Genomic DNA, 26,322 nt, shown 5'->3' on the forward strand with positions numbered 1-26,322 from the left:
AACCAGCCCCCCGCGCCGTTCCCGCCATCCCCGACGATATCTGCGTGCCGCCCGACTTCGGCGCCAGCGTGGTCGACTGGCAGCGCCAGCATGGCCGGCACGACCTGCCGTGGCAGAACACGCGCGACCCGTACCGCATCTGGCTGTCGGAGATCATGCTGCAGCAGACCCAGGTGAGCGCGGTGATCGACTACTTCCAGCGCTTTGTCTCGCAGCTGCCCACGGTGCAGGCGCTGGCGGCGGCGCCTGCCGACCAGGTCATGGCGCTGTGGGCGGGGCTGGGCTATTACTCGCGCGCACGCAACCTGCACCGCTGCGCCATGCAGGTGGTGAGCGAGCATGGTGGCCGTTTCCCGACCGATCCCGCGGTGCTGGCCACATTGCCCGGCATCGGCCGCTCCACCGCCGCGGCGATCGCCGCGTTCAGCGCCGGCGTGCGTTCTCCTATCCTGGATGGCAACGTCAAGCGCGTGTTCGCGCGCTGCTTCGGCATCCACGGCCATCCGGGCGAGCGCGTGGTGGAAACGCGCATGTGGCAGCTGGCCGAGCTGGCCTTGCCGGCCGCAGGCCCGCGCCAGGCCGAGGACATGATCGCCTATACGCAAGGGCTGATGGACCTGGGCGCCACGGTGTGCTCGCGCGGCAAGCCGGCCTGCCTGGCCGATGCCGGTGCGTGCCCGCTGTCGGCCGACTGCGTGGCGCGCCGCGACGGGCTCACCGGCGTGCTGCCCACGCCCAAGCCGCGCGCGGCCATCCCCGAGCGCAGCACGGTAATGCTGCTGGTGCGGCGCCAGCGCGAAGTGCTGCTGCGCCTGCGCCCGGGCAGCGGCATCTGGGGCGGCTTGTGGAGCCTGCCGGAGATGCCGGTCGACAGCGTGCCCTTCGACGCGGAAGCCGCCGAGGCGGCGGCGCTCGACTATGCCCGCGCCTTCGGCAAGCCCGCGCGCGCCGCGCTGACCGGCGAGCTGACCCACGTGTTCACGCACTTCCGCCTGCTGATCCGTGCCATCCGGGTCGATGTGAGCGCGGACGGCGCAAGCCTGATGGCGCAGGGCGGCGCCGCGGAAGCCGCGCAGCGCTGGATCTCGCTTGACGATCTCGATGCGGTGGGGACGCCCGCGCCGGTACGCAGGCTGCTGGAGGACCAGGCGCGCGGCGGGCTGTTCTGAAGCCTGGCAGGCGCATCTGCGGGATCCGCGCCTAGAGCATGTGGTTCTGGCGCATGTAGCGGTGCACGATCTCGATGCGCATGCCGGCATCGGGCAGCGCCATCAGCATCTGCTTGGCCTTGAGCGGCACCGGCAGCAACTCGCACAGCCGGTTGGCGACCCAGCTCGGGTCGTCCCACAGGTAGGGCTCGTCGAACGGCAGCCGGTCGGGTTGCTCGGCATGCAGCCGCGTGACAATGCGCCGCAGCGCATCCAGGCATTCGCCCAGCAGCTCCAGCTTGCAGTCGATGATGTCGGGAGGAAGCACCTCGGCGCGGGCGACCAGCAGGCCGTCGTCGCGGGTGTCGTGGCTGACGATATGGAAGCGCTCGCGGCCGCGCGCGCGGATCAAGAGCACGCCCAGCTGTTCCATGTTGCAGTCGACGATCTCCGCCAGGCAGCCGACCGGTTCCGGCACGGTGGGCTGGTCCGGCCGGGCCACTTCCTCGCCGCTTTCGATCAGGCAAACGCCAAAGGGCGTGTTGTCGCGCAGGCAGTTGCGCACCATGTCGACATAGCGCGCCTCGAACACGCGCAATGGCAGCCGTCCACCGGGAAACAGCACGGTGTGCAACGGGAACAGCGGCAGGTTGTCGAGCGTCCGCGGCGGATCTTCTGATCCCGTGGGACGGTAGAGGTCGGTCGAGGACATGCAGTGCCAGCTTGGGTATCGCGCAGCAATGGGCCAGCCGGCCAACGCGGCGCGCAGATGCCAGTTGGCAGTCCCGCCTGCGTCAGCCCGCCGGTGCGAGCTCTCGGTGTCTTACCAGCACATTACCATGCGCCCGGAAGTAGTTGGCAAGCCTTTCCGCAATATAGACCGAGCGATGCTGGCCGCCGGTGCAGCCGATCGCGACGGTCAGGTAGCTGCGGTTGTCGGCAATGAAGCTTGGCAGCCACTTTTCCACGTAGGCGCGGATATCCTCGGCCATTGCCAGCACCATCGGCTGGGCCTGCAGGAAGTCGATCACCGGCGTGTCGCGCCCCGTCAGCGGGCGCAAGGCCAGGTCGTAATAGGGGTTGGGCAGCGAGCGCACGTCGAACACCATGTCCGCATCGCTGGGCACGCCGTGCTTGAAGCCGAACGACTCGAACAGCAGCGTCAGCCGCTGGCTGTCGTCGCGGATCAGCTCCTTGATCCAGCTGCGCAGCGTATTGGTGCGCACATTGCTGGTGTCGATGCGGTGCGCGGCCTCGGCCAGCGGGCTCAGCAGCGCGCGCTCCATCTCGATCGCTTCCATCAGCGCGGTGTCGTTGAAGGCGGGTTCACCGCCCGGGCCCGGCACGCCGTCGGTACGGACCGAGAGCGGGTGGCGGCGGCGCGTCTCGGAGTAGCGCTGCACCAGTGCATCGGTGCTGGCGGTCAGGAACACCACCTCGACCTGGTGCTCCGCGGCCAGCGCGCGCACGGTGTCGGGCAACTGGTCGAGCGACTCGCGGCTGCGGATGTCAGTGGCGACGCCCAGGTGCGTATAGCCCTGGCTGTCGAGATAGCGGGTCAGTTCCGGGATGAACTGAGCCGGCAGGTTGTCCACGCAGTAGTAGCCTGCGTCTTCGAGCACGTTCAGTGCGACGGACTTGCCGGAACCGGATATGCCGGTGATGAGGATGATGCGCATAGCACCTGAAGCATAGCATCACGTGATGAAGGCGTCATGACACCACGCGCAAAAGCAAGCATGGCGAACCTCGCGGTTCGCCATGCTTTTGGCGTCAGCTTGCTGAGCTGGTTGCGGCTCAGGCTGCCTTGGACAGGCATTCCTTCATGTAGGCCTTGTATTCGTCGCCCTTCTTGCCCTTGCCCGACTTGCTGCAGGAGGCCATTTTCTCCTGCTGGGTCTTGGATGCGCCCTTGGACAGGCATTCCTTCATGAACGCCTTGCGTTCGTCGCCCTTCTTGCCGGCGGCTTGCGTATTGCAGGCCTTCATCTTGTCCTGCTGGGAATTGGCTGCGGGCTTGTCCGGGTTAGCCGGGGTGGCAGGCGTGGCAGGCATGGCTGGTGTTGCCGGGGCGGTGGCCGCTGGCTTGGCTGGCGTGGCGGGGGTTGCCGGCGTGGCAGTGGTCTGCGCAAATGCGCTGGCGGCGATCATCGGGGTGACCAGCGCGCACATCGCGATCAGTTTCTTCATGCTTGCTCTCCTGGGTGTGGAAAACTTCATGGCCGCGCGCCATTGCCGGCGTTGCAGCTTCCGTAACGGGCGCGATGCCCATTACAGCACAAAACGGAGCATGCCTGAAGAACGTTGACGTTCTGCGTCAACGTCGTTGTAAGCAAATGAAAACGCTGGCGCTCAGAGCAGGCGGCCCTGGCCGCGCGAAACCGCATCGGCCTGCATCGCGGCGCGCTGCCGGTCCATGAAGTCGCGCAGCGTATCGATGCCGCGCAGGCGCAGGATGGTGTTGCGCACCGCGGCCTCGACCAGCACGGCCAGGTTGCGCCCGGCCGCCACCTGGATCTTGACCATGTGGATCGGCAGGCCCAGCACGTCGAGGTATTGCGAATCGAGCGGCAGCCGCTCGAACTCGCCGTCATTGCGACGCACCAGCTGCACCACCAGCTTGATCTTCATCTTCCGGCGCACCGCGGTCTCACCGAAGATGGTCTTGATGTCGAGCAGGCCCAGGCCGCGTACTTCAAGCAGGTTCTGCAGCAGCGGCGGGCAGCGGCCTTCGATGAAATCCGGCCCCAGGCGCACGAAGTCTACGGCATCGTCGGCTACCAGCCCGTGGCCGCGCGAGATCAGTTCCAGGCCCAGTTCGCTCTTGCCCAGGCCCGATTCGCCCATGATCAGCACGCCCATGCCCAGGATGTCGAGGAATACCCCGTGCATGGTCACGCGCGGCGCGGAGATACGCGACAGGTACAGGCGCAGGTGGTCGATCACCGCGGCCGACGACACCGGCGTGGTGAACAGCGGCGTGGACGAGCGCGTGCAGCGCAGTTCCAGGTCGGGCGGCGGCTCCATGCCGTCGGCGATCACCAGGAAGGGCGGCTCCAGCAGGATCAGCTCGCCCATCTGGCGCTTGCGGGTCTCGTCGTCGAGCCGCTGGTAATAAGTGATCTCGGGCTTGCCGAGCACCTGGATGCGGTTGGGGTGGATCAGGTTCAGGTGGCCCACCAGGTCGGCGGCGGAGGTGGCTTCGCGGGCGAACTCCACGTCGAAGGCGCGGTCCGCACCTTCCAGGCCGGCCACCCACGAGAGTTTGATGTCGGCTGCGTTGTCGTCGAAGATGGACTGGGAGGTGACGCCGGTGAGTTCCATGCGGTATGACTGGTGGGGCGGTTTGCGAAGCGCCTCGGCGCCTGCCCGGTCTGGTGCCGGCCCGCTTGAGGGGTCAGGGGATCAGGGATGCCATGCGATCAGCAACTGATGGACGGCATCGGGCGTGGGCAGCGTGGCCAGCCCTTCACGCATGTCGCGGTCGGAAAGCAGTTGCGCGATTTCGGACAGGATTTCCAGGTGCTGCTGCGTAGCCTGTTCGGGCACCAGCAGGAAGATCAGCAGCGATACCGGCTTGCCATCGGGAGATTCGAACGGAATTGGTTCGGCCAGGCGCATGAACGCGGCCAGCGGCTGCTTCAGGCCCTTGATGCGGCCGTGCGGGATTGCCACGCCGGCGCCCAGGCCGGTGGATCCAAGCGACTCGCGCGCGAACAGGTTGTCCGTCACGATGGCGCGCGCCACACCATGGTTGTTCTCGAAGAGGAGCCCGGCCTGCTCGAACACACGCTTCTTGCTGGTGACGCTGACGTCGAGGGTGATGTTGCCGGGTGGCAGCAATTTGGCCAAACGATTCATGGGCGATGCGCAGGATTTCAGTTAGCGGGCGGACCGCCCCGCCGGGCAGTGGGCTGGCTCCGGCCTGCCGTTGGCCTGGCCGGAGGCGTCCGGCCCATTATAGAGCAGCGACTACTCCCGCATTGTGCAGCGCAACGGGGCAAGCCGGTGCAGAACGATACATGGTGATGCAATCGTGCCTCCGCGGCGGGGAGCCGGTGCACCGGTGCGGGGCACGGCCAGGATTCCCTCTCTTTGTATGGCGCAGCATACACCTTGGCGCAGCGCTTGCGAACACCCTTGCTCATTCGGGTGAAAAGCATTGGCTCCGGCGCCACAGCCGGGCCGCGCCGCCAGTGCGGGCGCGGCATGCCGGCGGCAACCGGGAACGCGAGGGCGCAAAAAAGCCGCGCTTCATGGCGCGGCTTGCCTGTTCAATCCTGATTCAGCAGCCCGCTGCGGGGCTGCCGGGCACGGTCATTGCTGCATTTGCGCTGCGGCCATCTGGTACTTGACCGCTTCGCGGTCGTGGCCTTGCACGCGATCCTTGTAGCGGATCACCTGACGGTCCAGCTTGTCGACGAGTGCGTCGATCGCTGCATACAGGTCTTCGTGATGCGCTTCGACAAAGATGTCCTTGCCCTTGAGATGTAGATTGATTTCCGCGTACTGACGCCGGTCCTTTTCCTTATGGTTGTCGACAGAGAGCAGCACACTAACGCCAATGACTTGATCGAAATGCCTGACGATTCGCTCCAGCTTCGTTTCCACGTACTCACGCAGAGGGGGCGTGATGTCCAGGTGGTGTCCACTGATCTTGAAGTTCATAGCGCTTCTCCTTCTGAAAGAGCCTCACCAGGCAGGCGGTGGGCTCGGCTACAAAGACTTGCGGAGATTGACTGCGGGGATCTTCAGGGCTTCGCGATACTTGGCAACGGTGCGGCGTGCGACAACGAAGCCTTGTTCGCCCAGCAGTTCGGCAATGCGACTGTCGGAAAGGGGATTCCTCGGGTCTTCGGCTCCTATCAGTTGCTTGATCAAGGCGCGGATGGCCGTTGATGAAGCCGCGCCACCGGTTTCGGTGGACACGTGGCTGCCGAAGAAGTACTTCAGTTCGAAAGTACCCATCGGCGTTGCCATATATTTATTGGTCGTCACCCGGGAGATGGTTGACTCGTGTAAACCCAGTGTATCGGCAATCTCCCGCAAAACCAAGGGGCGCATGGCGATTTCGCCGTGGCTGAAAAAGTTCTTTTGACGCTCGACAATGGCCTGCGAGACACGCAGGATTGTGTCGAACCTCTGCTGGATGTTCTTGATCAGCCAGCGCGCCTCCTGCAGCTTCTGCTGCAGCCCGGCGGTGCCGGACTCACCCTTCGCGCCACGCAGGATTTGTGCATACATGTCATTGATGCGCAGCCTCGGCATCACATCCGGATTGAGCTGCGCGATCCAGCCGCCGCCACCCTTGCGCACGAACACGTCCGGCACCACGAAGTCCGCCTCCGGGCGGCTGTATGCATGGCCGGGGTAGGGCGCCAGCGAGCGGATCAGTTCGTGTGCGGACTTCAGCGCCGCTTCATCGACCTGCAGCGCCTTCTTCAGCCGCGTGTAGTCGCGTACTGCGAGCAACTCCAGGTGGTTGGTCACGATGTTCAGGGCCAGTTCGCGCTGCGGGTGCGTCAGGCGCCGCAACTGCAGGGCCAGGCACTCGGCGGCGTTGCGCGCGCCCACGCCGGGCGGGTCGAAGCTCTGCAGCAGCGTGAGGATGGCGTGGACTTCCTCGATCTCGAACTCGAGTTCTTCCGGCAACTCCGTGCAGATCTCCTCAAGCGATGCGCTCAGGTAGCCATCATCGTCGAGTGATTCGATCAGGAAGATGGCCAGGCCCTTGTCGCGCGCGGAGATCTTCAGCGGCGTGAGCTGTTCCATCAGGTACTCGCGCAGCGTGGGCTCGGCTTCACGCAGCTGCATCGGCGTTTTTTCATCCTCGTCGCCCTGGGGGCGGCGGGCAAAGTCGTCCAGGCTCCAGTCGCCGCTGCCATAGTCGTCGCCGTTGCCGCTGTCGCCATAGCTGTCGTCGTCAGCCGCGCCATCGGCGCGGGCCTCGCCATTGCCCTGCGGCTCTGCCGGCGCGGGCGCCGGTGCGCTCTGCAGGTTGACCGAGCCGTCGGCCGCAACGCGCAGCGGGCTTTCGATCCAGTCGTTCTCACGTTCGAGCAGAGGGTTTTCCGTCAGCGCCTGTTCGACCTCTTGCTGCAGTTCCAGCGTGGAAAGCTGCAGCAGCCGGATCGACTGCTGCAGTTGCGGGGTCAGGGCCAGATGCTGGGAAAGGCGGAGCTGTAGCGACGGTTTCATGCGACCTATTCTATGCGCATCTTTCCGTTGTTGGAACGGAAATTGCTATCGCTTATGCGGTCTGATCGCTGCTGGCTGTGGCAGGCCCACGTGCGCCCGCGAATAGGCCTGCCGCTCCATGGCAGGCCGCTGCATCACATGCGGAAGTTCTCGCCCAGGTAGACGCGCCGCACTGCGTCATTGGCGATGATTTCCTCGGGCTGGCCCGCGGCCAGCACCGTGCCTTCGCTGATGATGTAGGCGTGGTCGCAGATGCCGAGCGTCTCGCGCACGTTGTGGTCGGTGATCAGCACGCCGATATTGCGCGCCTTGAGGAAGCTGACGATGCGCTGGATCTCGCCCACGGCGATCGGGTCCACGCCGGCGAAGGGTTCGTCCAGCAGGATGAAGCGCGGCGACGACGCCAGCGCGCGCGCGATTTCCACGCGGCGGCGCTCGCCGCCCGACAGCGACAGCGCCGGGTTGTTGCGCAGGTGCGCGATCTGCAGGTCGTCGAGCAGCGAATCGAGGCGGCGCTCGATCTCGGCCTTGGCCAGCGGCTTGCCCTTGTCCAGCTGCAGCTCCAGCACCGCGCGGATGTTCTCTTCGACGTTGAGCTTGCGGAATACCGAGGCTTCCTGCGGCAGGTACGACAGCCCCATGCGCGCGCGCTCGTGGATCGGCAGGCCGCTGATGTGGTCGCCGTCGAGCACGATATCGCCTTCGTCCAGCGCCACCAGGCCCACGATCATGTAGAACGACGTGGTCTTGCCCGCGCCGTTGGGCCCGAGCAGGCCGACCACCTCGCCGCTCTTCACGTCGAGCGAGACGTCCTTGACCACCGTGCGCGAGCCATAGCGCTTCTTCAGGTGGCGCACGACCAGGGTGCTGCCGCCGGCAAGGACGGTGGAGGCTTCGACGGAAGGCTTGTCGGCGATGGTTGCGGTATCGGTCATTGGCACAGTCTGGCGTTCAGGCGTTTCCGGCGCCGGCCGCATGCGATGCACGCAGCCGGCGCCAGGCGTCAGGGTTTGTTGGCAGGCGCGGGCGCTGGCTTCAGGTCCAGCGGCGAGCCGCTGCTGCCCGTGGCGCCGGCCTTCTGGTCCTGGCGCGGCGACAGCACCGCGCGTACGCGGCCGGACGGATTGGCGGCCGCGGCGTCGCCGCTGCCGCCGCCGGCAGCCGTGTAGAACTCCTTGCGGCTGTCGTAGGTCAGCACCGCGCCGCGGATCTCGTCGACCTGCTTGGCGCCCTGCAGGCGCGCCATGCGGGCATTGCCGATCAGCTTGGAGTACTCCTGCTTGCCGTCGTACTCGATGCGGTCGCCCCAGCCGTCGATGTATTCGTCGACGCCTTCGCGCTTCTGCCGGATGTAGGCCTGCTTGCCCGGCTTGGCGGTGGCCACCGCGAACTGGTAGCCCTCGGGATCGGTGCGCAGTTCGGCGGCGTCGGACTTCAGGATCATGGTGCCCTTGGTCAGCACCACGTTGCCGGTCAGCGTATAGATCTGCTTGACGTCGTCGTAGCTGGCGTTGTCCGCCTCCAGCACCATCGGCTTGTCGCGGTCCGCGCGCTCGGCCAGGGCGGGCTGGGCCAGCAGGCCGAAGGCCATGGCCAGGGCGAGCAGGGCCGGGGCGGTGCGTCGACGGGACGATGTCGTCAGGGAAGCAGTCATGTTGGCAGGGTTGCTTGAGGGCGTCTGGGTACGTTGGTGCGGGTTGGTGCGGCCCCCGGGCCGGGGCTCAGGACCCCGGCGCGCGGCCCGGGGTCGGCCCGGTGATGATGGTGCCGCGTACATTGCCGAGCAATTGTACTTCGCGCGTGACGTTGTTGAAGATCAGGCCGTTGGCGGTCATCACCGACGGCCCGCGCGTCAGCTTGACCGGCTTGTCGGTCTTGACGATGTCGTCATTGACCAGCAGCTGGAAATAACTGGATGCGGCGGTCAGCTGCGGGTCCTTGGACACGTCCACGCCCTGCTGGCGCATGACGAAGCCGTTGCCGTACAGGTCGATCACCGAGCCCTCGGCGTTCATGCGGCCCATATCGGCGCGGGCGGTGACCGGCGGGCGGTCCGGCTCGTACGCGCGCATGGCGGGCCGGGTCACCTCGTAGGTCTGGTCATCTTCGAAATGGATCATGCGCTCGCCGGTGAAGCGGATCTTGGTGCTGCCGTCCGGTGCCAACTCGGTGGCCGAGAAGCGGTCCATGAAGTAATCGGGCTCATGCTTCTTGGCGCTTTGCGCGGCCGGGTCTTCCTTGGGGGAGTTGATCTGGACCAGCCAGAACGTGCTGCCCGCCACGAAGGCCATCAGCAGCAGCGGCAGCAGCCGCATGACGATGCCGCTGAGGGAGGCGAGGAGTGCCTGCATGGTGTCCTTGGCGTTGTGCCGGTTGTGCCGGGCCGCGCCCGCTCAGATAACCTTGGCGCGGGTCAGGTCGTGGATATGCAGCGCGCCGGTCAGGCGGCCGTCGTCATCCACCACCAGCAGCTGGTTGATGCGGTTGGCCTCCATCACCTGCACCGCTTCGACGGCGAGCTGGTTCTCGTTGACCACGTGCGGGTTGCGGTGCATGACGTCGCCGATGGGAACGGTCTTCCAGTCGCGCGGGGTTTCCAGCAGGCGGCGCAGGTCGCCGTCGGTGAAGACGCCGATGGCGTGTCCGTCCGGGTCCACCACGGCGGTCATGGCCATGCCCTTGCGGGTGATTTCCATCAGCGCCTGGGCCAGCGGGGTGTTTTCACGCACCTCGGGCACGGCGTTGCCGGTGCGCATCACGTCGCGCACATGGGTCAGCAGCTTGCGCCCGAGCGCGCCGCCGGGGTGCGAGCGGGCGAAGTCTTCCTCGCCAAAGCCGCGCGCATCGAGAACCGCCACCGCCAGCGCATCGCCCAGCGCCAGCGCCGCGGTGGTGCTGGCCGTCGGCGCCAGGTTCAGCGGGCAGGCTTCTTTCTCGACCGCCGCGTCCAGGTGGACGTCGGCCAGCTTGGCCAGGTTGGAGTCGGGGTTGCCGGTGACCGAGATCAGCCGCGCGCCGATGCGCTTGACGATCGGGATGATCGACAGCAGCTCGCCGGTCTCGCCAGAATTGGAGAAGGCGATCAGCACGTCGTCGCGCGTGACCATGCCCAGGTCGCCGTGGCTGGCTTCGGCCGGGTGCACGAAGAACGCCGGCGTGCCGGTAGAGGCCAGCGTGGCCGCGACCTTGCGCCCGATATGGCCGGACTTGCCGATGCCCGAGACGACCACGCGCCCGGTGCATTGCAGGATCAGCAGCACGGCACGGGCAAAGTCGCCGTTCAGGCGTCCGGAAAGTGCGGAAACCGCATCGGCTTCGGTCTGGAGAGTGTCGCGGGCGAGCCTGAGTGCTCGATCCGCATCGAAATTGGCTATCATGGCGACGAAGTATACCAACGAATGCGATGGCGCCTGGCCCGACCCATGGCGCACGTCGTGCTTGCCGTGCTCGCCGTATTTTGCCGGCAGGGTGCCCGTGCCGGGTCGGCCGCGCGCCTGGCCGGTCACCCAGACCGCCTGATGCATTCTCCGCTGGAACTGACCCTGGTGCTGCTGGCCGCCGCCGTCTTCGGCGTGGTCGCATTCCGCATGCTGCAGCTGCCGCCGATGCTCGGCTACCTGGCAGTCGGCATCCTGATCGGCCCCCATGCGCTGGGGCTGGCCAGCGACACCGCGCAGACCAAGTACCTGGCCGAATTCGGCGTGGTCTTCCTGATGTTCTCGATCGGGCTGGAGTTCAACCTGACCAAGCTGCGCTCGATGAAGCGGCTGGTGTTCGGCCTGGGCGGCTCGCAGGTGGTGCTGTCGATGCTGGCGGTGGTGCCGGCCAGCTGGGCTTTCAACTGGCTGTTCCCGCTGTCCTGGCAGGCGTCGGTGGCGCTGGGCGGGGCGCTGGCGATGTCTTCCACCGCGATCGTCTCCAAGATGCTGTCCGAGCGCATGGAGCTTGAGAGCGAGCAGGGCCGCAATATCATCAGCATCCTGCTGTTCCAGGATCTGGCGGTGGTGCCGCTGCTGATCGTGATCCCGGCGCTGTCGCGCGATCCCGGCGACCTGATGGTGGCGCTGGGCCTGGCCACGGTCAAGATCGTGGTGGCCCTGGGCGTCATCTTCTTCCTGGGCCAGCGCCTGATGAGCCGCTGGTTCCACGTGGTGGCGGCGCGCCGCTCGCAGGAACTGTTCATGCTGAACCTGCTGCTGGTGACGCTGGGCATGGCGGCGCTGACCGAGCGGCTGGGCCTGTCGATGGCGCTGGGCGCCTTCATGGCGGGCATGCTGATCTCCGAGACGCCCTACCGCCACCAGGTGGAAGAGGACATCAAGCCGTTCCGCGACGTGCTGCTGGGGCTGTTCTTCGTCACCATCGGCATGCTGCTCAATATCCGCGTGGTGCTCGACCACGTATGGCTGGTGCTGGCGCTGCTGGTGGTGCCGGTGCTGTTCAAGCTGGTGCTGATCGCGATGCTGGCGCGGGTCTTCGGCTCGCGCCAGGGGGTGGCGATCCGCACCGGGCTGGGGCTGGCGCAGGCCGGCGAATTCGGTTTCGTGCTGCTGAACCAGATCGACGGCCTGAACCTGGTCGACCCGGTGCTGATCCAGGTGATCCTGGCGTCGATGCTGCTGTCGATGCTGGCCGCACCATTCCTGATCCAGTACAGCGACGCCATCGTGCTGCGCTTTGCCGCCAACGAATGGCTGATGCAGTCCCTGAACATGACCCGCATCGCCGCGCAGAGCCTGCAGACCGAGAAGCACGCGATCATCTGCGGCTTCGGCCGCAGCGGGCAGAACCTGGCGCACATGCTGGAGCGCGAGGGCATCAACTACGTGGCGCTGGACCTGGACCCCGACCGCGTGCGCGAGGCCGCCGCGGCCGGCGATACCGTGGTCTATGGCGACGCGGGCCGGCGCGAGGCGCTGATCGCCGCCGGCATCCACCGCGCCGCCGCCCTGATCGTCACCTATGCCAACACCCCATCGGCGCTCAAGGTGCTGCACCACGTGCAGGAACTGGCGCCGGCGCTGCCGGTGATCGTGCGCACGGTGGACGATTCAGAGCTCGACACGCTGCAGAAGGCCGGCGCCACCGAGGTGGTGCCCGAGATCATCGAGGGCAGCCTGATGCTGGCTTCGCACGCGCTGGTGCTGCTTGGCGTGCCGATGCGGCATGTGCTGCGCGGTGTGCAGGAGGCGCGCGACGCGCGCTACAGCCTGCTGCGCGGCTATTTCCACGGCCGCGACGATGATGAGGACATGGTCGAGCGCGATTCGGTGCGGCTGCACTCCGTGTCGCTCGGGCCGCAATCCACGGCGGTGGGGCGGCGCCTTGGCGTGCTGGGGCTGGAGCGGATCGGCGTGGAAGTGACCGCGGTGCGCCGGCGCGGCATCCGCGCCTTTGACCCGGAGCCCGAGACCGTGCTGGAACCGGGCGACATCGTGGTGCTGCGCGGCCCGCCCGAGGCGCTGGAAGCGGCAGAGACGCGCATCCTGAACGGCTGAGCGGGGCCGCCGGATGCGTCAGTGGGAACGCGCTTCGACCCAGGATTCCGGCAGGTTGTCGAGCACGGCGCGCGCGTCCAGCGAGCGGATCGGCACGCTGGCGTCGGCCGGGATGCGGCCCTCGCCCTGCAGCATCAGGTAGCGCAGGCAGCACACGCGCAGGAAGGACGAGAAATTGCCCGCCACCGCCTCGCTGCCCCGATGTTCGGTCAGTTCATCGTGCAGGCGCGTGATCAGCTGGTTGACCGTCATGTCGTCACGCCGCGCCAGTTCTTCCAGCACTTCCCAGAACAGGCTCTCCAGCCGGATGCTGGTGGCCACGCCATGCAGGCGCAGCGAGCGCGACTGGCTTTGGTACGACGCCGGATTGGCGCGGATAAAGATTTCACACATGGATGCTCCCGTGCGGGCGGCGCAGCCGGCGTGCATGTGCACGGCTCGCGCTATGGGGCGGGCCGTGCCTTCACGCGTGGGGGCGCCGCGTGCGGAAAGCTCTAATGTACGATCCGCGTGCCCAGCACGGCAAGGAACTGCGCCAGCCAGGCCGGATGCGCGGGCCAGGCCGGGGCCGTGACGAGGTTGCCATCGGTATGGGCCTGGTCGACGGGAATATCGGCATAGGTGCCGCCGGCCAGCTTCACCTCGGGCGCACAGGCCGGGTAGGCGGAGCAGGTCTTGCCTTCGAGCACGCCTGCCGCGGCCAGCAGCTGGGCGCCGTGGCAGACCGCGGCGATCGGCTTGTCCGCCTGGGCGAAGTGGCGCACGATCTCCAGCACGCGCGCGTTCAGGCGCAGGTATTCCGGCGCGCGGCCGCCGGGGATGACCAGTGCGTCGTAACCGGCGGGGTCGATCTCCGCAAAGCTCGCGTTGAGGGTGAAGTTGTGGCCTCGCTTCTCGGTGTAGGTCTGGTCGCCCTCGAAGTCATGGATGGCGGTGGCGCAGGCGTCGCCCGCCTGCTTGTCCGGGCAGGCCGCATGCACGGTGTGGCCGACCATCTGCAGTGCCTGGAACGGCACCATGGTTTCGTAGTCTTCGGCGTAGTCGCCCACCAGCATCAGAATCTTTTTTGCCATCGCGGTCTCCTGTATGGTTACGGGTGTCCGGCGGGTGCCGGACGCGGCAGCCCGGCCCCTGGCTAGCCAAGCGGGCCGGCAGGGCCATTGTGCTGGCCGCCCCGATGGCGCGGGTGGTAACTGGTTACCGCGCCGGCGGCCATCCTGCCGCGACCCGCTGCGACCCCTCTTTCTGATTGGCGCGCCACGCTGCGCGCCTACCGTTTCCAGACCCCTATGGCAGACTCCATCATCCAGTCCCCCGAGCTCGGCGACGTCACCGGCTACCTGCGCGAGCGCATCCGTACGGTGCCGGACTGGCCCATGCCGGGCGTGATGTTCCGCGACATCACCCCGCTGCTGCAGAACCCCAAGACGCTGCGCGTGCTGATCGATGTCTTTGTGCACCGCTACATGGATGCGCAGCTCGACCTGGTGGCGGGCATCGACGCGCGCGGCTTTATCCTGGGCGCGATCGTCGCGTATGAGCTGAACCTGGGCTTCGTGCCGATCCGCAAGAAGGGCAAGCTGCCGTTCCAGACCGTGGCCGAGGAGTACGAGCTGGAATACGGCAGCGCCACTGTCGAGATCCATGCCGACGCCTGCAAGTCCGGCGACCGCGTGCTGCTGGTCGACGACCTGATCGCCACCGGCGGCACCATGATGGCCGGGCGCAAGCTGCTGGAGCGCCTGGGCGCGACGGTGGTGGAGGGCGCCGCCATCGTCGACCTGCCCGAACTGGGCGGCTCGAAGCTGCTGCAGGACGGCGGGCTGCCGCTGTTCACCGTGTGCAAGTTCGAAGGTCACTGAGCCACGCTGACCGGCCCGCAAGATTTCCACGCAAGGAGACCCCATGCCTGACCTGTTGCTGTTCCTGCTGACTTCGATTGCCGTGACTGTGGCCCCGGGGCCCGACAACCTGCAGGTGCTGGCGCGCGGCATGGCACAGGGCCGGCGCGCGGGGCTGGTCGCGGCACTGGGCTTTTCGGTCGGGTGCCTGTTCCACACCGTGATTGCGGCGGTGGGGCTGGCCGCGGTGCTGCGCTCGTCGCCGCTGGCGTTCCAGCTGATCAAGTATGCGGGCGCGGCCTACCTGATCTGGATCGGCATCCAGGCGCTGCGAGTCAGGGGCGGGCTGGCGCAGGGCGGTGACGTCGATGCGGTGCCGCTGGGGCGCGTGTTCCGCCAGAGCGTGCTCGGCAACATCATGAATCCCAAGGTGACGCTGTTCTTCCTGGTGTTCCTGCCGCAGTTCGTGCGCGCCGATGCCGCGCACCCGGGGCTGCAGTTCCTGCTGCTGGGCGTGGTCTTCATGCTGCAGACGGCGGTGGTGTTCTCGCTGTTCGGGCTGTGCGCGGGCTGGCTGGGCGCCTGGCTGCGCCGCCGCCCGGCCACCGGCCGCTGGCTGGACCGCGCCGCCGGGGCGATCTTCGTCGGGCTGGGGATCAAGGTCGCGCTGCCCTGATCCCGGCCCGCCCAAACGCTGCGCAGCCACATGCGCGGCGTGGCTTTCCAGGGTGTTGTTCCTGTGCTGCCTGCGGCCCGCATCGCGGGCCCATGCCGTTGCCGGTGCCAGGTGTCGGGCGCATAATGCCCTCTTGACAACGACACGATGACCGGGCGGAGCCTCCAGTCAGTATTCGGCACCGGTCACACAAAGGCGCACCATGGGCGTACTCCTTCACCTGCTATCAGGCGTTGCCCTGCTCGTCTGGGGCACCAACATCGTCAAGGTCGGCATCCTGCGCGTCTACGGCGCGAACCTGCGCCATGTCCTGTCGACCAGCGTCTCCAACCGCTTCACCGCCTTCCTTGCCGGGCTCGGCGTCACCGGGCTGGTCCAGAGCAGCAACGCCACCGCGGTCATCGTCAGCTCCTTCGTCGGCCAGGGCCTGATCGCCGTGGCGCCGGCGCTGGCCATCATGCTCGGCGCCAACGTCGGCACCGCGCTGATGGTGCAGGTGTTCTCGCTGGACCTGTCCTGGCTGTCGCCGCTGCTGATCTTTGTCGGCGTGATCTGCCACCTGACCTGGAAGGGCAGCAGGGCCGGCCACGTCGGCCGCGTGCTGATCGGCCTGGGCCTGATCACGCTGGCGCTGGAGCTGATCTCCATCGCCACCCGTCCGGTGGTGCAGGCCGCCGGCGTCAAGGTCTTGTTCGCCTCGCTGACCGGCGACGCGGGGCTGGACATGCTGGTCGGCGCCTTCCTGACCATCCTGTGCTATTCCAGCCTGGCCGTGGTGCTGTTCTGCGGCGCGCTGGCCTCGGCCGGCGTGGTGTCGATCCACGTGGCGCTGGCGCTGGTGCTGGGGGCCAACCTGGGTTCGGGCATCTCGGCGCTGCTGACCACCTCGGGCAATAACCAGCCGGGCAAGCGCGTGACGCTGGGCAACCTGCTGTCGCGCCTGCTGGGCTGCCTGGTGGCGCTGCCGCTGCTGGGCCAGGCCGAGGAGCTGCTGGCGCTGCTGGACCATGACCCGCAACGGCTGATCGTCAATTTCCACCTGCTGTTCAACGTCGCGCTGGCGGTGCTGCTGCTGGGCGCCACCGCGCCACTGGCGCGGCTGTGCGAGAAGGTGCTGCCCGGGCGCAATACCGGCGACAGCCAGGTCACGCCGCGCCACCTCGATACGGCCGCGCTGTCCACGCCCACGCTGGCGCTGGCCAACGCCGCGCGCGAAGTGCTGCGCATCGGCGACCGCGTCGAGCAGATGCTGGACAACATGCTGCGCGTGCTGCGCACCAACGACGCCAAGCTGGCCGACGCCACCTGCCGCATCGACAACGAGGTGGACGACCTCTACACCGCGATCAAGCTCTACCTGACGCGCATCAGCCTGGAAGCGCTGGACGAGCGCGACGGCCAGCGCTGGACCGAGATCATCTCGCTCACCATCAACCTGGAACACGCGGGCGACATCATCGAGCGCATCCTGCTCGATACCAAGGACAAGAAGATCGCCCACAACCTGATGTTTTCCGAGGCGGGCATGCAGGAAATCGCAGAGATGCACGCGCGCCTGGTCGCCAACCTGCGGCTGGGCCTGTCGGTGTTTCTCAACGGAGACCTCAAGAGCGCGCAGGCGCTGATGGCCGAGAAAGCGAACTTCCGCGAGCTGGAGCGCAAGTACGCGCGCACCCACCTGCAGCGCGTGGCGGTGCAGACCGCCGAGAGCATCGAGACCAGCTCATTGCACCTGGACGTGATCAGCGAGCTCAAGCGGCTGAATTCGCTGTTCTGTGCGACGGCTTATCCGGTGCTGGAGCAGGCTGGGGTGCTCAACCGCAGCCGGATGAAGGAAGACGACCTGCCGGCGGTGCCGACCGTGCAGGCAGCGCAGCACTGAGCGGCGACGCTAGAGCTTGTAGCCGAACTTCCGCAACAGCGCCTTGCGCTCGGCCACATCGGCATCGGTCTCGATCCCCAGCGGCGAGGCGCCATCGATCACGCCCACCACGCCGCGTCCGGCATCGGTCTGGGCGATGATCACCTCGGTCGGGTTGGCCGTTGCGCAGAAGATGCGGCACACCTCCGGCACTGCCCGCACCGCGGCCAGCACGTTGACCGGAAAGAACCCGTCGCCGAGGAAGATCACGAAGGTATGCCCGGCGCCGATGGCGCGGGCATTCTCGCAGGCCAGGTCGATCAGGTCTTCATCTGTGCCCGACCAGCGCACCAGGCGCTTGCCCGAGGCCTCGCAGAACGCCAGCCCGAAGAGGATGCCTGGCACCGTGCCGACCAGCGCCTCGTGCAGGTCTTCCACAGTCTTGATGAAATGCGAATGGCCGAAGATGAAGTTGGTGGCTTCCGGCTTGGTGACCGGTACGACCGTCAGTTCCATGGCTGGCTCCAGAATGGCGGCGCGGCTTGCCGCCATCCGGTTCATGGTAGGGCGCGGGGTGGTGAATGCAAGCGGGCAGGGATCCTCGCATGGCACGCGTACCTGCTATACCGGATGGACTGGCCCGTCACGGAGACGCCGATGCCGCTTCTTCGCCTCTTCCTCGCATGGCTTGCCATGGCGCCGTGCGTGGCCGCCGCCCAGGTCGTTCCGGCATCACAGGGCGAAATCGCCGTCAGTGAGCTGAAACGCCCCAATGTCGTCGTCGTGCTGCGGCATGCGAGTGCGCCGGGGGTCGGCGATCCGCCGGGCTTCAAGCTGGACGACTGTTCGACCCAGCGCAACCTGGACGCGAACGGCCGGCAGCAGGCGGCGAGGCTCGGTAGCAGCTGGAAGGCGGCGGGCTTCCGGCCGACGCGGGTCTACAGCAGCGCCTGGTGCCGCTGCCAGGACACCGCCCGCCTGATCGACCTGGGTCCGGTGCGGGTCCAGCCATTGCTCAATTCATTTTTTGGCGCGGATGCGCAGCGCCGGGAAGCGCAGACCGCGCAGCTTTCGCGCTTTATCGACGGGCTCGATCCGCGCGGCGGGCCTTACCTGCTGGTCACGCACCAGGTGGTGATCACCGCATTGACCGGCCATGGCGCCGACAGCGGCGGTGGAGCAGCAATCGAATTGCAGCCGAACGGCGCGGCCCGGCGCACGCGCGTGCTGCCGGCCGCCGGGCTGGACTGAACGCTCAGGCCCGCCTGAGCAGCGGTGCCAGATACTTGCCCGTAAAGCTCGCCTTGCTCCTGGCCACATCCTCCGGCGTGCCGCGCGCGATCACCTGGCCGCCGCCGGCGCCGCCTTCCGGCCCCATGTCGATCAGCCAGTCCGCGGTCTTGATGACATCGAGGTTGTGTTCGATGATGACCACGGTATTGCCCTGGTCGCGCAGCTTGTGGATGACCTTGAGCAGCAGCTCGATATCGTGGAAGTGCAGCCCGGTGGTGGGCTCGTCCAGGATGTAGAGCGTGCGCCCCGTATCGCGCTTGGACAGCTCCAGCGACAGCTTGACGCGCTGCGCCTCGCCGCCCGACAGCGTGGTCGCCGACTGGCCCAGGCGGATATAGCCCAGGCCCACGTCCAGCAGCGTCTGCAGCTTGCGCCGCACCACCGGCACCGCGCTGAAGAACTCGTGCGCCTGCTCGACGGTCAGGTCCAGCACCTCGGAGATGTTCTTGCCCTTGTACAGGACTTCCAGCGTCTCGCGGTTGTAGCGCTTGCCGTGGCAGACATCGCACGGCACATAGACGTCGGGCAGGAAATGCATCTCGACCTTGAGCACGCCGTCGCCCTGGCAGGACTCGCAGCGCCCGCCCTTGACGTTGAACGAGAAGCGGCCCGGATCGTAGCCGCGTTCCTTGGCCGACGGCACACCGGCGAACAGTTCGCGGATGGGCGTGAACAGGCCCGTATAGGTGGCCGGATTGGAACGCGGCGTGCGGCCAATCGGGCTCTGGTCGACGTTGATGACCTTGTCGAAATGCTCGAGCCCCTCGATGCGGTCGTGCGGCGCCGGCTCCGGCGTCGAGCCGTACAGGTGGCGCGCCACCGCATGGTAGAGCGTGTCGTTGATCAGCGTCGACTTGCCCGAGCCGGACACGCCGGTGATGCAGGTCAGCAGGCCCACCGGCACCTCGGCGGTGACGTTGCGCAGGTTGTTGCCGCTGGCGTTGACGATGCGCAGCAGGCGCTCATCGTCGGGTGCGGCGCGTTCCTTCGGCACCTCGATGCGGCGCTGGCCGGACAGGTACTGCCCGGTCAGCGATGCCGGCGAATCCTCGATCTGCCGCGGTGTGCCCTCGGCCACGATCATGCCGCCGTGCACGCCGGCGCCCGGGCCGATGTCGACCACATAGTCGCAGGCGCGGATCATGTCCTCGTCGTGCTCGACCACCAGCACCGAGTTGCCGATGTCGCGCAGGTGCTTGAGCGTGCCGATCAGGCGGTCGTTGTCGCGCTGGTGCAGGCCGATCGAGGGCTCGTCCAGCACATACATCACGCCGGTCAGGCCCGAGCCGATCTGCGACGCCAGCCGGATGCGCTGGGCTTCGCCGCCTGACAGCGTATCGGCGCTGCGCTCCAGTGACAGGTAGTCCAGCCCGACGTTGTTCAGGAAGTTCAGCCGTGCCGAGATCTCCTTGATGATCTTGTCGCCGATCTCGCGCTTGGCGCCATGCATGTCCAGCGTCAGGAAGTAGGTCAGCGCGTCGCGCAGCGGCCAGCCGTTGATCTCGAAGATCGCGCGTGCCTGCTCGCCTTCGCCCAGCTTGACGTGGCGCGCCTCGGTGCGCAGCCGGGTGCCTTGGCAGGCGGGGCAGGGCTGGTTGTTCTGGTACTTGGCCAGTTCCTCGCGCACGGCGACCGAATCGGTCTCGCGGTAGCGGCGCTCCAGGTTGGGGATGATCCCTTCGAACACATGCTCGCGCACGGTGGTGCGGCCGCGTTCGTTGATATAGGTGAACGGGATCTGCTGCTCGCCCGAGCCGTGCAGCACCGACTGCTGCACGTTTTCCGGCAGCTCCTCGAACGGGGTCTCGGTGTCGAAGTCGTAGTACGCTGCCAGGCCTTGCAGCATCTGGAAGTAGAACTGGTTGCGGCGGTCCCAGCCCTTGATCGCGCCCGAGGCCAGCGACAGGTTGGGGAAAGCCACCACGCGCTTGGGATCGAAGAAGGTGATCTGGCCCAGCCCGTCGCAGCTAGGGCAGGCGCCCATCGGGTTGTTGAACGAGAACAGCCGCGGCTCCAGCTCCTGCAGCGAATACGAGCAGATCGGGCAGGCAAACTTGGAGCTGAACATATGCTCCTTGCCGCTGTCGAGTTCCAGCGCAAGCGCGCGGCCATCGGCCAGGCGCAACGCGGTCTCGAACGACTCGGCCAGGCGCTGCTTGATGTCGGCGCGCACCTTGACGCGGTCCACCACCACCTCAATGGTGTGCTTCTCGGTCTTCTTCAGTTTCGGCAGCGCATCGACCTCATAGACCTTGGCCTCGGCCTCGTGCGCGGTGCCACCGCCCGAGCGGATGCGAAAGCGCACGAAGCCCTGCGCCTGCATGCTGTCGAACAGGTCCGAGTGCTCGCCCTTGCGGTCGGCCACCACCGGCGCCAGGATCATCAGCTTGGTGTCTTCCGGCAGGGCCAGCGCGGCGTCCACCATCTGCGACACGCTCTGCGCCTGCAGCGGCAGGTTGTGGTCGGGGCAGTAGGGCGTGCCGGCGCGGGCGTACAGCAGGCGCAGGTAGTCGTGGATCTCGGTGACGGTGCCGACCGTGGAACGCGGGTTGTGGCTGGTGGCCTTCTGCTCGATCGAGATCGCCGGCGACAGGCCTTCGATCAGGTCCACGTCCGGCTTCTCCATCAGCTGCAGGAACTGGCGGGCATAGGCGGACAGCGACTCCACGTAGCGGCGCTGGCCCTCGGCATAGAGCGTGTCGAAGGCAAGCGAGGACTTGCCCGAGCCCGACAGGCCGGTGATCACGATCAGCCGGTTGCGCGGCAGGTCGAGATTGATGTTCTTCAGGTTGTGGGTACGCGCCCCACGGATCTTGATTTCTTCCATATGCCGAAAAGTCGTCGCCAGACAGGCCGCCCTGCCGGGGTTGGCAAGGCTGTCTGAAGGAATCGCAAAACCCAGAAACAAGTACCGTATTTGGCACTTCCGACCGCTGGCGACGGCCGGAATGCGCGCCCGGGCACACGCCCGGGGGCCAACTGGCATGGCCAGGTGACCCGGGAAGCGCGAAGGAGCAAACCTGTTAATATACCCAACTTCGGTTTCCGGGGTGGCCCGCGCCATGCAGGCGCCCGGCGAAGCCGCCGCCGGCCCCGGGTTCCGGGCGGCAACTTCCCCCCGCGATCCCGATCGAAACTGCCGTTGCGATGCAACGGCAGCCAGCCTGACAGATTCCACGATCCCACGATCGCAATGCCGTCGATCCAGTCTTCTTCCCCGGGTGCGGGTGCCGCTGACGCATCCCAGGCCCCCGCCCGCGAACGCATGACCCGCGTCGAGCTGCGCGCCGCCGTGTCGCTGGCCAGCATCTTCGCGCTGCGCATGCTGGGCCTGTTCCTGATCCTGCCCGTCTTTGCCGAATACGCGCACAGCCTGCCCGACGGGCACGACGCCCAGCGCGTGGGCCTGGCCATGGGCATCTATGGCCTGATGCAGGCATTCCTGCACATCCCGCTGGGCTGGCTGTCCGACCGCATCGGGCGCAAGCCGGTGATGGTGGCCGGGCTGCTGCTGTTCATCGCCGGCGGGCTGGTGGCCGCCTTCTCCGACACGCTCAGCGGCATCATCGCCGGCCGCGCGCTGCAGGGCACGGGCGCGATCTCCGCGGCCATCACCGCCTGCATCGCCGACCTGACGCGCGAACGCCATCGCACCAAGGCGATGGCGATGGTGGGCGGCAGCATCGGCCTGACCTTCGCGTTGTCGCTGGTGATCGCCTCGCCGCTGCTGCACAGCATCGGCATGTCCGGCATCTTCGGGCTGATGTCGGTGCTGGGGCTGGTGGCCATCGGCGTGACGCTGTTCCTGGTGCCGACCCCGCCGCCGCCGCATCCGGTGCGCCTGCCGTTCCGCAAGGTGCTGCTCAACCCCGACCTGGCGCGCCTGAACGTCGGCGTGCTGGCGCTGCACGCTTCCCAGGTGGCCATGTTCATGGTGGTGCCCGCCATGCTGGCCGATGCCGGCATGCCGCTGGACCAGCACTGGAAGGTCTACCTGCCGGTGGTGCTGGTGTCCTTCGTGCTGATGCTGGGCCCGATGATGGCGGCCGAGCGCTACGGCCGCGTGCGCCCGGTGCTGCTGGGCGCGGTCGCGCTGATGACCGCGGTGCAGCTGCTGTTTGCCGCCGTGCACGGGCTGTGGGCCATCGTCGGCGTGCTGCTGCTCTTCTTTGTCGCGTTCAACGTGCTGGAGGCGATGCAGCCTTCGCTGGTGTCGCGCTACGCCGCGGCCGCGCGCGGGGCGGCGCTGGGCGTCTACAACACCACGCAGGCGCTGGGCCTGTTCCTGGGCGGCGCGGCCGGTGGCTGGCTGCTCAAGCACGAGGGGCGCAGCGCCGTGTTCGTCGGTTGCGCGGTGGTGCTGTTGCTCTGGCTTATAATCGCCTGGAGCATGAAGGCGCCGCCGGCGCGCGGGCAGGAAGCTGCACCGGCAACGCCGGCCTGATCCGCATCACATCGTAAAGAATCCGGCCTGGAAAAGGCCTAGCATGATCGCGCCACCCGACGTCTGGCCGGGGGCGCGATGTTCGTTTACGTCACCGCAGTATCGCGTCACACTACATCCGCTTTACCGTCATCGTATTGCCACGCTTTTCAACACAGCGCGTGGCTTTTGGAGAACATTCACATGGCATCGGTCAACAAAGTCATTCTCGTCGGCAACCTCGGCGCAGACCCGGAAACCCGCTACCTGCCCAGCGGCGACGCCGTGACCAATATCCGCCTGGCGACCACCGATCGCTACAAGGACAAGCAGAGCGGCGAGATGAAGGAGGCCACCGAATGGCACCGCGTCTCGTTCTTCGGCAAGATCGCCGAAATCGCCGGCCAGTACCTGCGCAAGGGATCGTCGGTCTATATCGAAGGCCGCATCCGCACCCGCAAGTGGCAGGACCAGTCGGGCCAGGACAAGTACTCCACTGAAATCGTTGCCGACCAGATGCAGATGCTCGGCTCGCGCCAGGGTGGCGGCGGCGGTGGCGGTGACGAAGGCGGCTACGGTGGTGGCGGCGCAGGTGGCGGCGGTGGCTACAGCCGCGAAGCGTCGGGCGGCGGCTACGGCGGTGGCCGCGGTGGTCAGGCGGGCGGCCAGGGTGGCGGCCAGGGCGGTGGCGCTGCGCGCCGGCCGCAGCAGCCGGCCTCGAATGGTTTCGAGGATATGGACGACGATATCCCGTTCTAGGTCCTACCTTACGACCTTTTGTAAAGTTTCACCTTGGAGCCCGCTTAATTGCGGGCTTTTTTGTTTTCTGTTGGCGTTCACGGGGTATTTGCATGCTCTCGTATGCGGGTAAGCGCCGCAAAAAGCTGGCATGCGTCGATCATCGGGTCTTCTCGATGAGGGAACGCCGGCTATTGGATAGGGGGCCCTTCTGGTGTAGCGGAGAAGTGGTGCTGCAGAATCTGCCACGCCCCCAGCCGCCTTGTCAGTACCCACGTCGTCCGTAGTGCCGAGGCGGTTTCGCGCCCGTCGGCGAGCACAAAGTGGAAGTTGGCGTGCCCCTGCGCCAGCAGCGTGTCCGCGCCAAGCTCGACCAGCGTTTGATCGACCAGGGACATCGATGCCGAGCGCAACGTCCCGGCGTACGAGGCGAAGTATCCCTGGATTGCCGCTTGGCCCACGGCGTGGCCAGGGCGGCCCCCGAAGAACAAGGCTTCGGGCGCGTACAGCGCGGTCAGCGCGTCGGAATTCCATGTCAGCGCGGCGGCGTTCCAGCGGCGCTCGACGTCTTGCAGGGCGGCCTGCGCTCGCGAGGCGTTCTCGCATGTGGCTTGGTGTTCGGTCATGATTGCCATGTCATTGCCTGGCGCTCCCCGGGCGTTCCCATACATGCCTTCCTTGTGGGCTTTGCAGCAATGCTACGACGATGACGGTCGCCAGCTCAACCGAAAAGGCGGGGCGTTCCGTACCTTGGAACGCCGCAGCACCGGCGCCCGCACCCGCAGTCTGGATGCGACCGGCTCCAGTAAGGCGGGTAGGCATGAGGAAGGCAGCAAGTCAGGAGTTATTCACATGAACTTACTGCATCGGGCTCATGAAATTTACCTAACGTTTGTCAGGATAACGGGCGCGCCGGTTTGACGGCGGTGCTTGCCGAGATGTTTCAAAGTACGGGAGAGTTGGCGCAAAACCATTGGTCATCTGCCGCAGCTGCGGCATAGTGAATGTGTGCGTGCCGGAAACGGCATCTGTTGTCTCCATGCTCGCGTCCGAGCGAGCTTATGCCCCGACCGGCTTGCCGCGGGGCTTCCTTTTTTGCGCCATTGGCGCCACGTTCGACCAAAGGCCTTTCCCCCATGCTGCGCATGACGTCCGCTGCCAGGTGATGCCGGGTCTTAGCGTTCGCCGGGTCGCATGTCCGCCAGGATCGACGCAATGTTCCCCACGTTCTCCAGGTCCCGCACCGCATCGATGACGCGATCGATCTTGGCCTCGGGGATGGCGTCCCGCGCGTTGTCGCGGAACTTCTGCACCAACTCTTCCGTGCTCATATGGCTGGCCGGGTCGGGGGACGGACTTCCCTTCGGATAGCGCCGCTCGCCGACAAAGGTCTGGCCGCGCGCCGACACCTCGATCTTCGCCGGCCGGCTGGCTGCGTGGCCGGTCAGAAGGGCCACATAGTCGGGGTGTACCGCGTGTTCGACCTTATCCATCAGACGCATCACGGATTCGCCGAACACCAGTTCGGGCTCCTGCCAGGCCTTGCCCGGCGGCACACGATGCGCACCCAGTGCGATGCCGTGTGCGATGCTGAACTGTGCGTCGTGCACATGCCGGATCTCACGGTTGAGCCAAACCGGCTGCTCGACAAATCCCTCGACCCAGACCTTGATGCCATCGATCTCGTCCGGCCGCAGTTCGTTCTGGTCGACGATCTCGTTGAGGCTGTCCAGCAGCGCATGCAGGATGCGGCAGTGCGGGTAGGGCTTGTAGGCCTGTTCGGTGGGGAACTGCCAGTCGGTGCCGAGTGCCGCGAGGATGCGGTCCGGTTCCCAGCGCGTAGTGCCGATAAAGCGCGGGAAACCATATTCGCGGTCATCAAGTATCTGGAGGTCGCCACGGTGGCCGAACTCGGCCATGTGCGCGGCGGCCATCGCCGCCTGCGTCAGCGCGCCGGCAAGCAGGTACTTGATGGTGGAGCTGGGCGCATGCTGGAACCAGGCGACCTGCGAGTTCACCGGGCTGATGCTGCCTGCAATCCCCAGCGCATGCGCTGTCGTCTCCGCGCCCAGTCCCTTCAGCTTGGCGACGGCCGCGGTCGCGCCGAAGACGGTGCTGCTGTAGCCATAGATCTTCGGTGGCGAGACCTTGCCGTCCTTGGTGTCGCGCAGGTAGTCCATGGCCTTGCCGAGCCGATACGACATCTCATGCGAGACCGCCAGCGCGGCAATCAGGTCCTGGCCGGACCGGCCCATGGCTTCGCCGACCGCCAGCGCGCCGGGCAGGACATAGGGCGTCACATGGCCCGGCGGCACCACCGCATCCATGTCGAGGGCGTTGATCAGCTCGCCGTTGGCAAAGGCCGCGCCGACGACCGACACCCGCTGGTCGGTGCCGATGATGGTGGCGTCGCCCGCGGCGCCGCCCATCAGTGCGCCGTAGTCGATCCCGATCTTGCCCTTGGGCTGGTCGACGGCGGCCAGCGCGCATCCCAGCGAATCGAGGACGATGCGCTTGCATTCGTCCACGACCGCCGGCGGCAGCGTGTCGTAGGTGCTTTGCTGTGTAAAGCCGGCCAGTTGCTCGACGATGGTTGTTGCCATTGCATTCTCTCCAGGTAAGGTGTCGCGCCCCTGCGGCAGGGGC

At 66.8% G+C, this 26,322-nt stretch carries 25 protein-coding genes; 8 read left to right on the forward strand and 17 right to left on the reverse strand.

Annotation, left to right across the window (positions count from 1 at the left end; translation table 11 throughout):
• Positions 1-1,169: A/G-specific adenine glycosylase (gene mutY, locus AC3WON_RS19515; RefSeq protein ID WP_492352521.1), on the forward strand; the 1,169-nt coding region annotated here is incomplete at its 5' end.
• A gap of 31 nt (positions 1,170-1,200) precedes the next feature.
• Here the strand turns inward: mutY and AC3WON_RS19520 are convergent.
• From AC3WON_RS19520 to AC3WON_RS19570, 11 genes are all read right to left on the reverse strand, one after another.
• Positions 1,201-1,860, reverse strand: a complete 660-nt coding sequence (locus AC3WON_RS19520) for an LON peptidase substrate-binding domain-containing protein (protein ID WP_492318960.1) — start codon at positions 1,858-1,860, stop codon at positions 1,201-1,203.
• Positions 1,861-1,942: 82 nt separating this feature from the next.
• On the reverse strand, positions 1,943-2,827 hold the full coding sequence (gene rapZ / locus AC3WON_RS19525) for an RNase adapter RapZ (protein WP_010814382.1): 885 nt from the start codon (positions 2,825-2,827) through the stop codon (positions 1,943-1,945).
• A gap of 118 nt (positions 2,828-2,945) precedes the next feature.
• Positions 2,946-3,338, reverse strand: coding sequence for a PsiF family protein (locus AC3WON_RS19530; RefSeq protein ID WP_492318961.1), 393 nt, complete (start codon positions 3,336-3,338; stop codon positions 2,946-2,948).
• Positions 3,339-3,500: 162 nt separating this feature from the next.
• Positions 3,501-4,472, reverse strand: a complete 972-nt coding sequence (hprK, locus tag AC3WON_RS19535; protein WP_010814384.1) for an HPr(Ser) kinase/phosphatase — start codon at positions 4,470-4,472, stop codon at positions 3,501-3,503.
• Between the two features lie 81 nt (positions 4,473-4,553).
• Complete coding sequence (gene ptsN / locus AC3WON_RS19540; RefSeq protein WP_010814385.1) at positions 4,554-5,009, reverse strand: PTS IIA-like nitrogen regulatory protein PtsN; 456 nt, start codon at positions 5,007-5,009, stop codon at positions 4,554-4,556.
• A gap of 456 nt (positions 5,010-5,465) precedes the next feature.
• A complete protein-coding gene (hpf, locus tag AC3WON_RS19545) occupies positions 5,466-5,816 on the reverse strand; it encodes a ribosome hibernation-promoting factor, HPF/YfiA family (protein WP_010814386.1) in 351 nt (116 codons plus the stop codon).
• Positions 5,817-5,864: 48 nt separating this feature from the next.
• Positions 5,865-7,346: an RNA polymerase factor sigma-54 gene (locus AC3WON_RS19550; protein WP_439671233.1), complete on the reverse strand. Its 1,482-nt coding sequence runs from the start codon at positions 7,344-7,346 to the stop codon at positions 5,865-5,867.
• A gap of 134 nt (positions 7,347-7,480) precedes the next feature.
• Positions 7,481-8,281, reverse strand: coding sequence for an LPS export ABC transporter ATP-binding protein (gene lptB / locus AC3WON_RS19555; protein ID WP_492318963.1), 801 nt, complete (start codon positions 8,279-8,281; stop codon positions 7,481-7,483).
• Positions 8,282-8,349: 68 nt separating this feature from the next.
• Entirely contained in the window at positions 8,350-9,000 is a 651-nt protein-coding gene (lptA, locus tag AC3WON_RS19560) for a lipopolysaccharide transport periplasmic protein LptA (RefSeq protein ID WP_492318964.1), read from the reverse strand.
• A 67-nt stretch (positions 9,001-9,067) separates the two neighbouring features.
• A complete protein-coding gene (gene lptC, locus AC3WON_RS19565) occupies positions 9,068-9,697 on the reverse strand; it encodes an LPS export ABC transporter periplasmic protein LptC (RefSeq protein ID WP_492352522.1) in 630 nt (209 codons plus the stop codon).
• A gap of 42 nt (positions 9,698-9,739) precedes the next feature.
• Positions 9,740-10,723, reverse strand: a complete 984-nt coding sequence (locus tag AC3WON_RS19570) for a KpsF/GutQ family sugar-phosphate isomerase (RefSeq protein ID WP_010814391.1) — start codon at positions 10,721-10,723, stop codon at positions 9,740-9,742.
• A 141-nt stretch (positions 10,724-10,864) separates the two neighbouring features.
• On the opposite strand from AC3WON_RS19570, the gene AC3WON_RS19575 reads away from it, so the two are divergent.
• On the forward strand, positions 10,865-12,844 hold the full coding sequence (locus AC3WON_RS19575) for a monovalent cation:proton antiporter family protein (protein ID WP_492318966.1): 1,980 nt from the start codon (positions 10,865-10,867) through the stop codon (positions 12,842-12,844).
• A gap of 18 nt (positions 12,845-12,862) precedes the next feature.
• Here AC3WON_RS19575 and AC3WON_RS19580 read toward each other — a convergent pair whose 3' ends face one another.
• Both AC3WON_RS19580 and AC3WON_RS19585 read right to left on the reverse strand, forming a co-directional pair.
• The gene (locus tag AC3WON_RS19580) at positions 12,863-13,237 is read right to left on the reverse strand and encodes a ribbon-helix-helix domain-containing protein (protein ID WP_492318967.1); all 375 of its coding nucleotides are present in this window, start codon (positions 13,235-13,237) and stop codon (positions 12,863-12,865) included.
• A gap of 101 nt (positions 13,238-13,338) precedes the next feature.
• Complete coding sequence (locus AC3WON_RS19585; RefSeq protein ID WP_010814394.1) at positions 13,339-13,917, reverse strand: DJ-1/PfpI family protein; 579 nt, start codon at positions 13,915-13,917, stop codon at positions 13,339-13,341.
• 216 nt (positions 13,918-14,133) lie between these two features.
• Here AC3WON_RS19585 and AC3WON_RS19590 point away from each other — a divergent pair, with 216 nt between their 5' ends.
• The 3 genes from AC3WON_RS19590 (at position 14,134) to AC3WON_RS19600 (ending at position 17,243) form a co-directional block, all read left to right on the forward strand.
• Positions 14,134-14,706: an adenine phosphoribosyltransferase gene (locus tag AC3WON_RS19590; protein WP_010814395.1), complete on the forward strand. Its 573-nt coding sequence runs from the start codon at positions 14,134-14,136 to the stop codon at positions 14,704-14,706.
• Between the two features lie 43 nt (positions 14,707-14,749).
• On the forward strand, positions 14,750-15,361 hold the full coding sequence (locus AC3WON_RS19595) for a LysE family translocator (protein WP_492352523.1): 612 nt from the start codon (positions 14,750-14,752) through the stop codon (positions 15,359-15,361).
• 202 nt (positions 15,362-15,563) lie between these two features.
• Positions 15,564-17,243, forward strand: a complete 1,680-nt coding sequence (locus AC3WON_RS19600) for a Na/Pi cotransporter family protein (protein WP_492318969.1) — start codon at positions 15,564-15,566, stop codon at positions 17,241-17,243.
• Positions 17,244-17,252: 9 nt separating this feature from the next.
• On the opposite strand, the gene AC3WON_RS19605 is transcribed toward AC3WON_RS19600, so the two are convergent.
• Complete coding sequence (locus AC3WON_RS19605; protein WP_010814398.1) at positions 17,253-17,738, reverse strand: adenosine-specific kinase; 486 nt, start codon at positions 17,736-17,738, stop codon at positions 17,253-17,255.
• A 141-nt stretch (positions 17,739-17,879) separates the two neighbouring features.
• On the opposite strand from AC3WON_RS19605, the gene AC3WON_RS19610 reads away from it, so the two are divergent.
• On the forward strand, positions 17,880-18,473 hold the full coding sequence (locus tag AC3WON_RS19610; protein ID WP_492318970.1) for a histidine phosphatase family protein: 594 nt from the start codon (positions 17,880-17,882) through the stop codon (positions 18,471-18,473).
• Between the two features lie 4 nt (positions 18,474-18,477).
• Here AC3WON_RS19610 and uvrA read toward each other — a convergent pair whose 3' ends face one another.
• Positions 18,478-21,342, reverse strand: a complete 2,865-nt coding sequence (gene uvrA / locus AC3WON_RS19615; protein WP_492318971.1) for an excinuclease ABC subunit UvrA — start codon at positions 21,340-21,342, stop codon at positions 18,478-18,480.
• A 366-nt stretch (positions 21,343-21,708) separates the two neighbouring features.
• Between uvrA and AC3WON_RS19620 the strand changes: the two genes are divergently transcribed.
• Both AC3WON_RS19620 and AC3WON_RS19625 read left to right on the forward strand, forming a co-directional pair.
• Positions 21,709-22,959 carry an MFS transporter gene (locus tag AC3WON_RS19620; RefSeq protein ID WP_492318972.1) on the forward strand — a complete coding sequence of 417 codons (1,251 nt, stop codon included), beginning with the start codon at positions 21,709-21,711 and terminating at the stop codon, positions 22,957-22,959.
• A 183-nt stretch (positions 22,960-23,142) separates the two neighbouring features.
• Complete coding sequence (locus tag AC3WON_RS19625; protein WP_492318973.1) at positions 23,143-23,697, forward strand: single-stranded DNA-binding protein; 555 nt, start codon at positions 23,143-23,145, stop codon at positions 23,695-23,697.
• 170 nt (positions 23,698-23,867) lie between these two features.
• Here the strand turns inward: AC3WON_RS19625 and AC3WON_RS19630 are convergent, their stop codons facing one another.
• Together AC3WON_RS19630 and AC3WON_RS19635 are read right to left on the reverse strand one after the other, a co-directional pair.
• Complete coding sequence (locus tag AC3WON_RS19630) at positions 23,868-24,311, reverse strand: YybH family protein (RefSeq protein WP_492318974.1); 444 nt, start codon at positions 24,309-24,311, stop codon at positions 23,868-23,870.
• A gap of 540 nt (positions 24,312-24,851) precedes the next feature.
• Positions 24,852-26,279 carry an MmgE/PrpD family protein gene (locus AC3WON_RS19635; protein WP_492352524.1) on the reverse strand — a complete coding sequence of 476 codons (1,428 nt, stop codon included), beginning with the start codon at positions 26,277-26,279 and terminating at the stop codon, positions 24,852-24,854.
• Positions 26,280-26,322: the final 43 nt, after the last annotated feature.

This window comes from Cupriavidus sp. FW305-46 (assembly GCF_058787075.1).